General features: G+C 50.4%; 9 protein-coding genes and 1 tRNA gene. 3 read left to right on the forward strand and 7 right to left on the reverse strand.

Annotated features, from left to right (window positions below; translation table 11 throughout):
* Nucleotides 1-111: 111 nt before the first annotated feature.
* Together F1593_RS05735 and F1593_RS05740 are read left to right on the forward strand one after the other, a co-directional pair.
* Nucleotides 112-1224: a Gfo/Idh/MocA family protein gene (locus F1593_RS05735; RefSeq protein WP_149400589.1), complete on the forward strand. Its 1113-nt coding sequence runs from the start codon at nt 112-114 to the stop codon at nt 1222-1224.
* A gap of 170 nt (nt 1225-1394) precedes the next feature.
* Entirely contained in the window at nt 1395-2546 is a 1152-nt protein-coding gene (locus F1593_RS05740) for a Gfo/Idh/MocA family protein (protein ID WP_149400590.1), read from the forward strand.
* 80 nt (nt 2547-2626) lie between these two features.
* Here F1593_RS05740 and F1593_RS05745 read toward each other — a convergent pair whose 3' ends face one another.
* The 4 genes from F1593_RS05745 to F1593_RS05760 all read right to left on the reverse strand — a co-directional run bounded on the left by F1593_RS05745 (nt 2627) and on the right by F1593_RS05760 (nt 5966).
* Nucleotides 2627-3205 (reverse strand): GNAT family N-acetyltransferase, encoded by a 579-nt coding sequence (locus F1593_RS05745; RefSeq protein ID WP_149400591.1) that lies wholly within the window; start codon nt 3203-3205, stop codon nt 2627-2629.
* 306 nt (nt 3206-3511) lie between these two features.
* Nucleotides 3512-3880 (reverse strand): SaoD/DsrE family protein, encoded by a 369-nt coding sequence (locus F1593_RS05750; protein WP_149400592.1) that lies wholly within the window; start codon nt 3878-3880, stop codon nt 3512-3514.
* 142 nt (nt 3881-4022) lie between these two features.
* A complete protein-coding gene (locus F1593_RS05755) occupies nt 4023-5834 on the reverse strand; it encodes an SDR family NAD(P)-dependent oxidoreductase (RefSeq protein ID WP_172631891.1) in 1812 nt (603 codons plus the stop codon).
* Between the two features lie 60 nt (nt 5835-5894).
* Nucleotides 5895-5966 (reverse strand) — tRNA-OTHER (locus F1593_RS05760).
* Nucleotides 5967-6309: 343 nt separating this feature from the next.
* On the opposite strand from F1593_RS05760, the gene F1593_RS05765 reads away from it, so the two are divergent.
* Nucleotides 6310-6678, forward strand: coding sequence for an HU family DNA-binding protein (locus F1593_RS05765; RefSeq protein ID WP_149400594.1), 369 nt, complete (start codon nt 6310-6312; stop codon nt 6676-6678).
* Between the two features lie 121 nt (nt 6679-6799).
* Here F1593_RS05765 and F1593_RS05770 read toward each other — a convergent pair whose 3' ends face one another.
* The 3 genes from F1593_RS05770 to F1593_RS05780 all read right to left on the reverse strand — a co-directional run bounded on the left by F1593_RS05770 (nt 6800) and on the right by F1593_RS05780 (nt 12811).
* A complete protein-coding gene (locus tag F1593_RS05770; RefSeq protein WP_149400595.1) occupies nt 6800-7621 on the reverse strand; it encodes a hypothetical protein in 822 nt (273 codons plus the stop codon).
* 774 nt (nt 7622-8395) lie between these two features.
* On the reverse strand, nt 8396-11599 hold the full coding sequence (gene fxsT / locus F1593_RS05775) for an FxSxx-COOH system tetratricopeptide repeat protein (protein WP_149400596.1): 3204 nt from the start codon (nt 11597-11599) through the stop codon (nt 8396-8398).
* Nucleotides 11600-11794: 195 nt separating this feature from the next.
* Nucleotides 11795-12811: a tetratricopeptide repeat protein gene (locus F1593_RS05780; protein WP_172631892.1), complete on the reverse strand. Its 1017-nt coding sequence runs from the start codon at nt 12809-12811 to the stop codon at nt 11795-11797.
* Nucleotides 12812-13202: the final 391 nt, after the last annotated feature.

Here is a 13202-nt window from a genome sequence, read left to right on the forward strand (position 1 = left end):
GAGCTTATTACGCCTTGATTAATCTTTTTTTACCATGATATGATGTTTGTAATGAATGGATAAAAGCCCCGATAAAGCAATCGCGGGCACGGACAGAGAAGGAGTCTATTTTTGAATACTAAAGCAAAAGTGAATGTTGGTGTGATTGGGTGTGGACAGATCAGTTCAATCTACTTAGAAGCACCCGCTAAATTTGATATATTACGCTTTACTGCATGCGCTGATATCGATTTGGGCCGTGCACGTGCCCAGGCTGAGCGCTATAATGTACCGAAAGTTTGTACACCCGAGGAGTTGTTAGCTGATCCGGATATCGATGTTGTGCTGAATCTGACGATTCCCAAAGTACATGCCGAGATTGGAATAGCTGCAATTGAAGCTGGCAAAGCAACCTATAGCGAGAAACCATTAGGCATCAATCGGGAGCAAGGGCAGGCATTGCTGGCAGCAGGACGAGCAAAAAACCTACGCGTTGGTTGCGCACCTGATACCTTCTTAGGCGGTGGCATCCAGACCTGTGTCAAGGCCATTAATGATGGCTTGATTGGAGAGCCAGTCGCGGCGACAGCCTTTATGCTGAGTCATGGTCCCGAAGGCTGGCATGCCGATCCCGACTTTTTCTATCAGCCCGGCGCTGGCCCCATGTTTGATATGGGTCCTTATTATTTGACAGCACTGATCGCAATGCTTGGCCCGGTACGCCGCGTCACCGCCTCAACCCGCATTACCTTCCCTGAGCGCACCATTACCAGCCAGCCAAAGTATGGCTCAAAAATTCAGGTGAATACCCCGACCCATATCGCTGGTATCATGGATTTCGCCAGTGGGGCAATCGGGACAATTATCACGAGTTTTGATGTATGGTCCCATCAGTTGCCACGTATTGAGATCTATGGTACTGAAGGAACTCTGATTGTCCCTGATCCTAATACATTCGGTGGTCCGGTCTACATCCGCAAGGCGCAGGATAGTGAGTGGCAGGATCTGCCATTAACGCATGCATACACGGAAAATAGCCGTGGCATCGGCCTGGCGGACATGGCGTATGCTATCAATTCTGGTCGTCAGCATCGTGCCAGTGGTGATCTGGCCTACCACGTACTCGACATCATGCAGTCATTCCATGATGCGTCTGATCAGGGTACACATATCGAACTCAGTAGCCAATGTGAGCGCCCTCAGCCACTGGATGCGGGTAAACACGAATGGAGCGAGGATCGCTAGGTTTTCCCGTCCAGATGCTGTCCTGTTGGCTTGTCTGGGCATGTACACTATTCAGGAACAACCCATGGTCTGACCCATACAAGCTAGCAGGCGGTAAAAAATTAACGACAGGATAGATACCTTCAACGTGGAAGATAAATGCAAGGATACACAGAGAGGAGAGCAGCGCAATGAGCAGAGATGTAGCACATCGTCGTTTACGAGCCGGCATTGTAGGCGGTGGCAAAGGTTCTTTAATCGGCGCCGTACATCGTGTGGCCGCCGAACTAGATGGTCAGGCAGATGTGGTGGCAGGCGCGATGTCAACGGATCCCAGGCGCGCCGCCGAGTCCGCACAGGCCTGGTTTCTGGATCGTTCCTATGCCAGTTATGAAGAGATGGCGCGGCAAGAGGCCGCCCGCCCAGATGGTATCGATTTTGTGATTATCGCAACACCGAATCATTTACATTATCCAGTCGCCAAAGCCTTCTTACAACAGGGCATCCATGTCATATCCGACAAGCCCATGTCGTTCAGCCTGCAAGAGGCGCGCGAAGAGGTGGAGTTGGTAGAAAAGAGCAATCTGATCTTCGCCCTGACCCACAATTATACTGGCTATCCGATGGTTCGTCAGGCACGCGATCTGGTACGCAGTGGAGCCCTCGGCAGTATTCGCAAAGTCATTGTCGAATATATCCAGGATTGGCTGATGGAGCCACAGGAGCAGAGCGGAAACAAGCAGGCTGCATGGCGCACCGATCCAAGCAAATCCGGCATCGCGGGCTGTGTAGGAGATATTGGCACCCATGCCGAGAATTTGCTTGAGTTTATCACCGGATTGAAGATCGCCTCGCTCAGCGCTGATCTCAGTACCTTTATCCCTGGTCGTCAGCTTGATGACGATGCCAATATGCTGTTGCGCCTGGAAAATGGGGCCAAAGGACTGCTCACCTGTTCGCAGATCGCCGCTGGCGAAGAGAATAATCTGAGTATCCGCGTGTATGGTAGCCGTGCGGGACTGGAATGGCACCAGATGGAACCAAATAGCTTGCTCTTCAAGCAACCTGGACAGCCAGCTCAGATCCATCGCACCAACGCCCCCTATACCAGCGAGAGTTCACAGGCCGCCACGCGCCTCCCGGGAGGACATCCCGAAGGCTTTTACGAAGCCTTTGCCAATATCTATAAGCAAGCCATCGCGGATATTCGTCGCGTAGAGTCAGGCGAAAAGCCACTCGGCGGCTATCCTACTGTCTATGATGGCCTGCGCGGCATGCATTTTATTACCAAAGCCGTCGAAAGCTCGCAAAAGGGTGCCACCTGGGTCAATATGAACGATTAACAGAGAACGCATAAACAGGCCCGAAGAGGCTTTTGAGCTATTAACCGGAAGGTAAGCTGGAGAGCCTCTCAGGTATTCATTTAACGAAATGTTTTTTCTGCGTCCCACTCGCCCGCCAGCATGCCATAGATCGCATGATCAATATAATGGTCATAGAGCCATTCATTCTGGCGTACTATCCCTTCCAGCTTATAGCCGAGGCGCTCTGGAATCCTACGACTCCGCAGATTCCCCACTCCACAATGGATCTCCACCTTGTTCAATTGATATTCGTCAAAAGCATAGGTCGTCAAAGCGCGACAGGCGTCGGTCATCACACCCTGGCGCTGCGTGCCTGCATCGAGCCAATATCCAATTTCACCTTTGCGCTTCGACCAATCAAGCGCATGCAAACCAATTGAGCCAACCAGCCGCTGCTGATAATAGATTCCCAGTAAGAAACCCTGATGTTGAATATACTGTTGAAGTCTCATAGCGATGTATTCACATGTCTGCTCAACAGAACGCTCCTCATCCAACCAGCCCATCCATTCACGCAGATACCGTCTATTGCGATCAGTAAGCTCATAATACGCAGTGCTATGCCGCTCCTCAAGTAGTTTCAACTGCACATCTTCATTGACCTGTAGAGACAAAGAATGCTGATTATGATTATCCATAGATACTCCAGGATTAGTTAAGCTGCCAGATGAACAAACGAACAAACTAGCAATCTGTCATCTATATAAAATACACAGGTTTCAACTTCTGCTACAGCTCTTTCTTTTCAACCACATACAAATGCTAGTATGAGTCACAAACGTCAGTTTTTACAAAGTGCTCATCTTAAAAATACAAGGTGTAGAAAGAAGTATATGGTATTTGGCGTATATCCTCAAAAAATCACGGGTGACCACCCAAAAAAGCCAGGTCCTTATTAACGTAAAATCGCCGATAAGGACCTGGCAAGAGCTTGCGGGTATCTTCTAGAGGGTAATCACCTGATCAGGTGGATTGGTTTCGAGGGCGGCATAGAGATCAGGGAAGCAACCGACGTGTACACCTTCGACAGTATCCACGGGCTCAAATTTACCATCGCCAATCGAGCGGGCCAGGCCGCGCTCACTGGAACATTGATCGCAGAGCATGAGCAAGATATTTTGCTCTTTCGCTACGGCGCTCAAACGCTCACCCAGCGGATCGCCTTTGCGCAGGGCATAGGTATTATCGTCAAAGAAGAACATGCCGACGACTTCAGCTCCATGACGATGAGCCTCCAACTGAGGCAAGATCATCTTCCCCAATTTGTAACTGACTGTATGTCCAGTGGTACTGAAAATATAAGCGACTTTCACGTTGTTGTCCTTTTCTATTGTGACAATCTCTATGGAAACATCTATCCAGAGTACACGACGACTACCTTCTGAATACGCACTGAAGGCGCATCCCGGGTGGGATTACACGAACAGGTCCAGAGATGCTTACGTCCAGAGATGCTTACCAGGAAGCAATCAGATAATCTTTCCAAAACTTTCCATACTCGGACTGTCCACACTGTGCGGTTTGAAAAATCAGGTCACAGATACGCGCGGCCGCATCTATCTCGTCGAGAGGTATTTTCTCGTCAGGAATACGATGCGCGTAGGGCACCTGCTGCGAAATCCAACCCGGGTCCACACTATTGATGTAGATACCCTGACGGGCTAAATCGGTCGCTATCGTTAAGGTTAACATATTTAGTGCCGCTTTCGCCATATTTGAATGGGGATGCACGCCAGTTTTCATACTCGCGAATTGCCCTTCTATCGAGGAGACATTGATGATGGATGCGCCTGCATGCTGATGTCGAGCCAGCAAGGGCTGAAACTGCTGAATCAGCATTGTGGGCGCAATCGAGTTAATCAATTGTGTCTCAAGAATTTCAGGCATCGCCAGTTGTTCTAGCCGCTTGGTCCAGCTATTGTCGGGACGTAGATCAAGCTGTTGTCCGGATTCATCATAGCGATCAGGCGGAAAATGCTGTGGATCGATCCGCTCATCACTCGCCATAATCGAGAGCTGTGAGAACGCGGCAGAGCTATGAGAGGGCGATGAGGTGCTCAGGGTGAAAGGCATCGTCTCAGGTACTTGTAGAGCATGATTGGAACTATCGTTTGCCGGGGCAAGCAGAAGTTGTTCGTTACGCAGCACAACCTGTAATAACGCTGGCAACGCTGCATAGGGCTGCATCTCAAAGGGAAGCAGATGAGCATAGTAGGCTGGCGGCCTTCGGACCGTTTGCGCGGCATTATTGATTAAGATATCCAGATGTCCATAATGGGTCGCGACATATTGTGTGAAACGCTCAATGCCTGGCAGATAGCGCAAGTCCAGCCCATAGATATCCAGGCGTTCACACCATTGAGCATAATCGGGTTCGCGCACATAACGTCCGGCTGCATCGTGAGGAAAACGTGTCGTCACGATGACGCTGGCCCCGGCGCGCAAGAGCTTGAGGGCTGCCGCATAGCCAATGCGCACACGAGCACCAGTAACCACTGCAACAAAGCCGCGCAAATCCGCCTGCTGGCTACGTCTGGCATAATTGAGATCACCACAACGCGCGCAGAGATGGCGATAAAAAAAGTGCTGACGAAAAAAGCGCTCTTTACAAACATAACAATCAGGAAAATTAGGATGATCAGGCTCTCGATACAGGCCCGTCTCATGGCCTGTTAAAACCCGACCATCAAAGGCGGGATTGCGATAATAGAGGGCGTCATCAAGAGCGAACAGATAATCGGGGCGCAGCGCCAGTGGCTGTTCGGTGATCAATGTGTATAACCGTAAACTCAGAGATTCAGTATCTTCTTGACGATGAGCTTTATCAGTAGCACCGCGCCGAGACAGGATGATACCGATAGGCAGAGCCTGTTTGGGAATCTTTTCGACACGCGTACTCAGATCAGAGACGGCCTGTGTCGCCAGCGGAATGGGTCGATAAGGTCGTAATGCTTTGACACTGGCTATGGCCTCCACTGCCTCTCGCAAGCCTGCTTCTTCCATAGTAGGACAGAGTTGGATCACTGCCAGCACGCTTTTGAGGGCATATTGGTTAGCAGTCAACCTGTTATCCTCACTGTGCAGCTTATCATACAGCACGATATCTATCGGTAGCGAGGTTGTGGAGGCAGTATGAGTGAGGGAACTACGAGCAACGCCATAGCTGCCCGGCAGTGCTTCAAGCAATCGGGTATGGATCTCTTGTGCGAGAAGAGCCAGTGTCTCAACATTGAGAACGCGTGGAGCAGCCTCAAATGTGGTACGCACCAGCTTTAGAATTTTAGGCAAATGTTTATGAATATCAGTCATAGTTGTGGAAAGTAAAAATGGAGATATCCAGGAGTCGAACCTAGAAATTCCGCATGAGAGTGCGATGTGTTACCGTAACACTTTATCCCCGCGCTTAAAGTTGCATTTTCGCTACGTGAAATTGATTCATTTAACGATGGATGTAATATAACAGAAACATTGGGCGTTGTCAATAGAAAAGATGGGCAGATGCACACCTGTTCAAGGCAATTATTTAATGACAGGTGGAGCCTCCCACAAGGCGAATCTCTAGCATTTGGTGGCGGTCTGTATAGTGAAAGTGGTAGACAACACTATGCCAATGCGCAAGGTTACTGCACTGTTAACCGCACGTAGCCGATCAATAACAATGACAATGCTATAGCGCATTGACGTTATGAGCAGAGGCATTATTTTTCTCTGCAAACACCATTTGTGAGGAGTAAGAATTCTAATGAAAACCAGTTCACCAGATAGAGAACACATTGTCGTCGGTAAAGACGAGCTGATTCATCAGATTGCGGCCAAGGCTGGCATGAATTTAAAAGAGACCAATAAAGTCATCGATGCCTTCACCGAAGTAGTACGTGAGGGCGTTGCCAAGGGCTATGAAGTGCGTCTGATGGGTTTCGGCACCTGGAACCTGCGGGATGTGGCGCCGCGCCGTGTCAAATCGATTCGCGGTGGCGATCAGATCACGATTCCGGCGCGTAAACGTGTTGGTTTCTCGGTTGGTGCGGTTCTTTCTCAGGCTGCTTTAGATGCATCCGCTGGACGCAGCAACAAAAAGGCCGACGCACAACGCAATGGTACCGGTCACTAATCGCATTTGAAACGTTACCTTCTATCATGTTATGCTAACAGCGCACGCTATCCCTATGCCGATAGCTGTTTAGTTTATATCAACGACATGATAGAAGGTATGTATCAGGTGTCTAACTTTATCAATGCGACAGCCCCAACTGGCGTAATGACTGCGCCACCTGATCCTGTTCAGACGGCAGGGGGAGACGAAAGCTCTGCCCATCATTGAGAAAGACGACGCGTTGCTGCTCAAACAGCACAACCATATCGAGTTGCTTATCATTATTGACATCGACAAACGTAAGCGTCACGGGGACCAGATCAGTGCTGGGTGGCTCTAACAGCGGGACCAGAAATACCCGCGTATGCGTAGCATCCCCTCCTGGGAACTCGATCACCTGGATGCGGCGCTGCAAGTTCAGAGCGATAAAATGACTGGGTGTACCTGTCTGATCATGATTATGCCCGACCCGCACATCAGTCTGATAGGTACGCGGTCGGCCATAGTGGGCATCATCCCACAGCGTCGTGCCCCAGTTAGAGACAAGACCAAACAGCATCCACAACAGCACCATCCCGGCCATACCCAGCACGATAGAGAACACAAAAGCAGAGGTAATGCGGCGTGGCTTCCGCCCCGGGGATGAAGTGTTGAGCGGAAGAGGTCGCACGGCTCGTGACCCTGGACCAGGGCGACTACGCACAATTTTACGCAGCAAGGCTCGGCCATCGCTCAACAGCTCAGCTGATTGGTCCGCAAGATGCGAAGCTCGATCAGCCGGGGCCGCTTCCTCATGAGCGTGCTGGCGCAGGCGACGGGATGCCCGTAGGATTGGTGTAGGAATTGCCGCATCCGACACAAACGACTTCGGCTGCTTCCCACGACTTGTCGGACCCTCAATGGGTCGATGCCGTAAGATACTTTTAGGTGCAATCTTATCCGTAGACTCAAGAACCGGCATTGCGCGCCTTCCCTTTCCACTCACAAAAACGCCTACCAAACCAATACCCGATGAAGAAACAACACCTCAGACAAGAACAACTCTTGCCCATGACCATCTAGCAATCAGTAACTGAATGCTGGCAATATCTAGAAACTATGTTCTAATTCTAACGAAACAAAAAGCCCTTGTCAAGCCAGATAGCCAAAAAGAAAACCGTCTAAGTGACGCAATGGAGAGCAACCAACTGACCAATCTACAGCGACAACGAGGAACATCCGCCACAACCTCCACAACAACACCCGTAACACCCTTCCATCCATACACAAGAGACAATTGACATAATAGCTGGCAGCTAGCCAGCAGAAGCAGAACCCACAGTAGCTTATTTACGCTCAAAGTATACCATAGAGTTTCTTGTAATACCAGATATATATGTACTAATAGGCTATCCCAAAATGCCCTATAGCCTGTAACAGCCGATACCGCTTAAATACCGAGAAAAATCCGAATACTGGGAGTGCAAGGGTTCGGGCCTTCTGGTGTTGTTTCACCAGACAATGGATGGACAGACCGGAATTGTTGAGAATTAAGACCATCTCACCCCAACGCTCTCTCTACTACGCCATGCTTTCCTGGTTGGGGTACGGATGCGGAGCTACGGGGAAAGGAGTTTCGTACGATTCACGGGAAAACGGGCCTCACTTGCGTTCGGGGCGCATCTACGTTTTTCGTCAAAATCCCTCTTATTTTAGCGGTATTGCCCGTAACAACCGACCGCTAAAGAGAAAAGAACTACTTCTTCCCATTCTTCTTCTTCTTCGCAGAGCTGCCCTTCCCCACAGGCCTCATCAGCGCACGCAACTCCATATAATGTTTGCGCACCAGTATCGTATCAGGATGTTGAGCACTCAAGACCTGCTCGTAAATAGCCAGAGATCGCTTCAATAATGGTCCCGCCAGTGAATAAAAGCGCTGATCAACATAGAGCATTCCCAGATTATGTAAACTATTAGCCGTATCGGGATGCTGCGGACCCAATGTCTTTTCGCGAATCTCCAGGGCTCGTCTGCTAAGAGACATAGCCTCTTTAATCTTCCCCTGGCTTCTATATAATACTGCCAGATTATTCAAGCTCGTCGCCGTATCGGGATGCTGTCCTCCCAGCGCCTGCTCTCGGATCTCCAGTGCTCGCTTGTACAGCGGCTCCGCTTCCTCATACTTCCCCTGGCTCTCATACAGCCCTGCCAGATTACCCAAGCTCGTCGCCGTATAGGGATGCTGTCCTCCCAGCGCCTGCTCTCGGATCTCCAGGGCTCGCTTATACAATGGCTCCGCTTCCTCATACTTCCCTTGACTCTCATACAACCCTGCCAGGCTACCCAAACTCGTCGCCGTGTCAGGATGCTGCCCACCCAGCACCTGCTCACTGATCTTCAGTGCTCGCTTATACAATGGCTCCGCTTCCTCATACTTCCCCTGGCTCTGATACAGCCCTGCCAGATTATTCAAACTCGTCGCCGTATCGGGATGCTGTCCTCCCAGCGCCTGCTCTCGGATCTTCAGGGCTCGCTTATACAGCGGCTCCGCTTCCTCGTACTTCCCCAGCCTCTGATACAACCCTGCCAGGTTACCCAAGCTCGTCGCCGTATCGGGATGCTGCCCACCCAGCGCCTGCTCTCGGATCTTCAGGGCTCGCTTATACAGCGGCTCCGCTTCCTCATACTTCCCCCGGCTCTTATACGACCCTGCCAGATTATCCAAACTTAAGGCGACATCCGGGTGCTGGCTATCTAACACCTTTTCTCGAATAGCTAACGCTCTCTTGTCCAGAACTTCCGCCTGGCTATATTTGCCCTGCGCGTCATAGAGCGTGGCTAGATCGTTCAGGCTGCTGGCGGTTTCGGCATGTTCAGGGCCGAAGATGGCTTCTTTAATCTTCAGGGCTCTTTGATAAAGCGGCTCTGCGTCATGGTACTTTGCCTGTTCTTGATAAGAGCGGGCCAGGTTATTGAGGCTGGTCGCGGTCTCGGCATGTTCAGTATCAAAGAGGGTCTCGCGCATGGTTAAGGCATGCTGATTGTACTGCTCGGCCTGCTGGAAGTGTGCTTGCAGGCGAGAGACTTCCGCCAGATCATTGAGTATGCGTGCGGTCACCGGATGAATCTTGCCCAGGACATCCTCACTGAGCGTGAGCGCCTGTAGATATGCGGTTTCGGCTGCTTGATAGCGAGCCTGCTTATCCAGCACATTCCCATACCAGTGCCATAGCTGGACATTGATGTCGGATGGAGTGGGCCGCGCTCCGAGCAGTTCTATGGCGTGTTGAATCTGCGGCAGATAGGTCAGGCAGCGTGCCCAATGATCTTGCTCGTAGTCGGCTGGCGGTATGCTTAAAGCCAGCGCGTCGATAGCTCTTTCTTCCCAGATTTTACGTAAATTACGCTCAGCCATCCTCTCTTGCAAGACGACCTGGACCAGTCGATGGATGCTTAAGATCTGGTTGGGATTACGCCGGATCAATGAATAATTACGCAAAGGTATCATCAGCTCGTTGAACTCGAAATCATCGGAACAAAGGGTACTTAATACTGGACCTAACTTCGTCGCTCCTTTGCTAAATAGCTCTTCAGGGATCTCGTCTGGCTCCAACAGGGCACAGAGGTAGAGCAATTCGACACTGGCAGGGTTCGCTTGCTGCACCCTGTCAAAAGATAGAGACCAGGTGGTGGCTACGGTATCGTGATAATCACCGGGATCAGTGCTGCTTTTGCGCTTGAGCAGGGTCAGGCGCTTTTGCTGATAGAGTTGACGATACCTTTCCAGTCCACATCCTGTCTCAGAGATATAGGCTCCGGCCTGATCGAGGGCCAGAGGCAGGCCACCCAGTTCGGTTACAATCTTGCTGGCGGCTTCTTGATCCTCCAGGGTAGCCTGCGACAACTCCTGGCGCTGTTCGATGATCTCGGCACGCCGCAGGAGCAGGGTTGCCCCTTCAGTTGCGTCCATGATAGCTAGATCCAGGTGGCGCGCCCGTCTGCTGACGATCTGGGAGCGGGTGGTGATCAAGGTGTGCCCCCGCGCATGCTGCGGCGGCAGGTCCTTAATGTCCGCCAGATTCTCGACGTTATCGAGGATCAAGAGCCAGTGTTCATGCGCCTCCAGCCAGCGCAGTACGGCCTGCACAATCACTGTCTGCTCTGATTCCTGCGGGACTGGCAATTTTAATATCGGCGCAATCCGGCTTAAACCGGAGAGGACAGTATCACGGGTGTCGGCGGTGAGCCAGAGAATCTGCTCGTATTCGTGCTGATAGCGATAGGCGTATTCCAGGGCAGTCTGCGTCTTGCCAATCCCCCCCAGTCCGCTGATGGCCTGTGTCAGGGCCGCGGTCTGTGCTTCACGTAAGGCGGTATGTAGATCGGCAAGATAAGCCTCCCGTCCGGTGAAGAGGCGGTTACGCTCAAATGGGATATTATTTAACTTATGAAACGGCTCCTGAATGGTCCGGGCCTGCTCTAATACCACCTTCTTTTGCTCCTCCACCACGCGTGCAATACCATTCACAATATCTACAAATGCATCATCCAGATCAGGCCATTTTGTCACTGGCTTCCCGTTTTGGGGTAAGGCTTGCAGATCGCCAACCTTCTCTCCATCCAGATAGGTCGGTCGCAAGAGAACAGAAATGACGTGTGCGGTATGTTCGGCGCGCCGCTCCATGGCTCGGGTCAGATCAAAACCATACTGGGAATCTGATGAGATAAAATCTGAACTTATCAATAAGAGTATTATTTGAGCTTGATTTAAGTGTTCCGCTATTTCTTTATTTTTATCTTCGCCCGCCAGAATATTAAGTGGCTGCCAGAATTCAATCTTCCCTGAGAGCGCCAGAGGCTTGAGATGAGTAAGCAGTTTTTTCAGTAAAACTTCGTCTTCAGTGACGCGAGCATAGGATATAAAGACTTTGATCGCAGCAGACGGTGGGCTGATAGACATGCGCGAGACCCCTATTCATTAAATACAGCAGATTTTGGTAATACCGGCACATATAAGTATACGTATAATCTGGACTGTATTCAATTATAGGGGACATATGGCTCTATGCTGAATCTTAACGGGATCTTTGCTCTCTTGCTGACGAGAGGATCGCTACACAAACTGGATATTTCTCTGTTTATCACTCCAGATATATTATTGTAAGGCGGCGATTTCACTGTCTTTGCCCTGGATTTTCAGGACGCTGATCAGATTGTTGATGCTGCGAACGATGGAGTGATCTTCGATGTCACGCTCCCCTTCAGCTATTTCGATAGCGCGTTGGAAGAGGGCCTGCGCCTCGGCATAATAGGCTTTGCGCTGATAGAGGACGCCCAGATTGTTAAGGCGGCCAGCATGTATCGATGGGGCGATGCTGCGTTCGGTGAGAGGTTCATTCGTGAGCACTTGCTTGTACAAATCTTCGGCGGCGTCATAGTGTCCCAGGCGCAGCTCGATAAAGGCGAGCTTATCCATGCTGGCGACGATCTCAGTGCGCTTTGTACCTGACATGCTCTGGCGCTGGCGGAGTGCTCGTTGCGCGGTTTGTTGAGCTTCTACATAGAGGGCTCGGCGCACATAAAAGGTAGTGAGCATATCCAGGCATGTGATAGTATCATCGTCCGTCTTTGTGCAGCCACCGGCCTGATCACTGAGGACAGATTCATACATATCTTGCACGCTGAGGTAGAATGCGAAGGAATCTTCACGTTGACTGCGAACTTCTAACTGTTCGCACGCAATCTCGATCCCTTCCTGTACATAGGCAAAATCGTGTTCTTCAGCCAACCAGGTGATAATGGGACGGGAGCGCTCCAGGCAGGCTTTGAGTTCGCTGGCACGCCATGCATCCCAAATAAGCTCGTGGAGCAGAATCGGCATAACAATGACACTGCCATTATGGTAACGCTCCAGCAACAGCTCAAACACGGCCGTATTCTCCACCACAGCATCCATAAAATGATCGCTCATGAGCAAGCAGATGATCTGCGCGTCCTTGATCACGACTGGATCGGGCTTGCGGGCTGCGTTAAGACGCAGGCAGGTCCATTGCTGGCAAATAGCATGCTTAATAAGAGAACGTAAGTGAACCTCGAAGACATCGAAAATCGAGGTATCTTCTTCAGCATAGACTATACATATTTCAACTTTTTGCTGCTTTAAAGTACTCATAAAACTATACTCCTTCCAATTCTCAATCCCTATCATCTGAGCTTTATGAAATTGAAGCCATGGTGTCATCTCATGAACAATATATCTAGCTATTGAAATGTACCAGAAGCCAACATTTACAACAATGCTCACCTATGCCCGGTTCCATAGGAAGATAAATACAATACCATAAGACATATCTTACCCTACTATAATATGCTATAAAATTGCCTCCCTTCCGGGGGGATTGAGGGTACTCCCCAATACGGTTCGAATAAAAGGAATGATAAGGCATGGTTCAAAGTGAGCGTGAACCAATGTGACAATTGACGAACAAATTGACAAAAAGAATCCCTGAGAGTTAAGGTGAAATTGACAAAAACAACACCGTTCTCAGGGAGGAAACATGATC

The organism is Dictyobacter arantiisoli, from assembly GCF_008326305.1.
GTDB lineage: Bacteria > Chloroflexota > Ktedonobacteria > Ktedonobacterales > Ktedonobacteraceae > Dictyobacter > Dictyobacter arantiisoli.

What these genes read in the sequence shown, in the direction of transcription:
- F1593_RS05740 (WP_149400590.1), top strand. Translation starts at nt 1,395, where the DNA reads ATGAGCAGAGATGTAGCACATCGTCGTTTACGAGCCGGCATTGTAGGC.
- F1593_RS05745 (WP_149400591.1), bottom strand. Translation starts at nt 3,205, where the DNA reads ATGGATAATCATAATCAGCATTCTTTGTCTCTACAGGTCAATGAAGAT.
- F1593_RS05765 (WP_149400594.1), top strand. Translation starts at nt 6,310, where the DNA reads ATGAAAACCAGTTCACCAGATAGAGAACACATTGTCGTCGGTAAAGAC.
- F1593_RS05770 (WP_149400595.1), bottom strand. Translation starts at nt 7,621, where the DNA reads ATGCCGGTTCTTGAGTCTACGGATAAGATTGCACCTAAAAGTATCTTA.
- fxsT (WP_149400596.1), bottom strand. Translation starts at nt 11,599, where the DNA reads ATGTCTATCAGCCCACCGTCTGCTGCGATCAAAGTCTTTATATCCTAT.
- F1593_RS05780 (WP_172631892.1), bottom strand. Translation starts at nt 12,811, where the DNA reads ATGAGTACTTTAAAGCAGCAAAAAGTTGAAATATGTATAGTCTATGCT.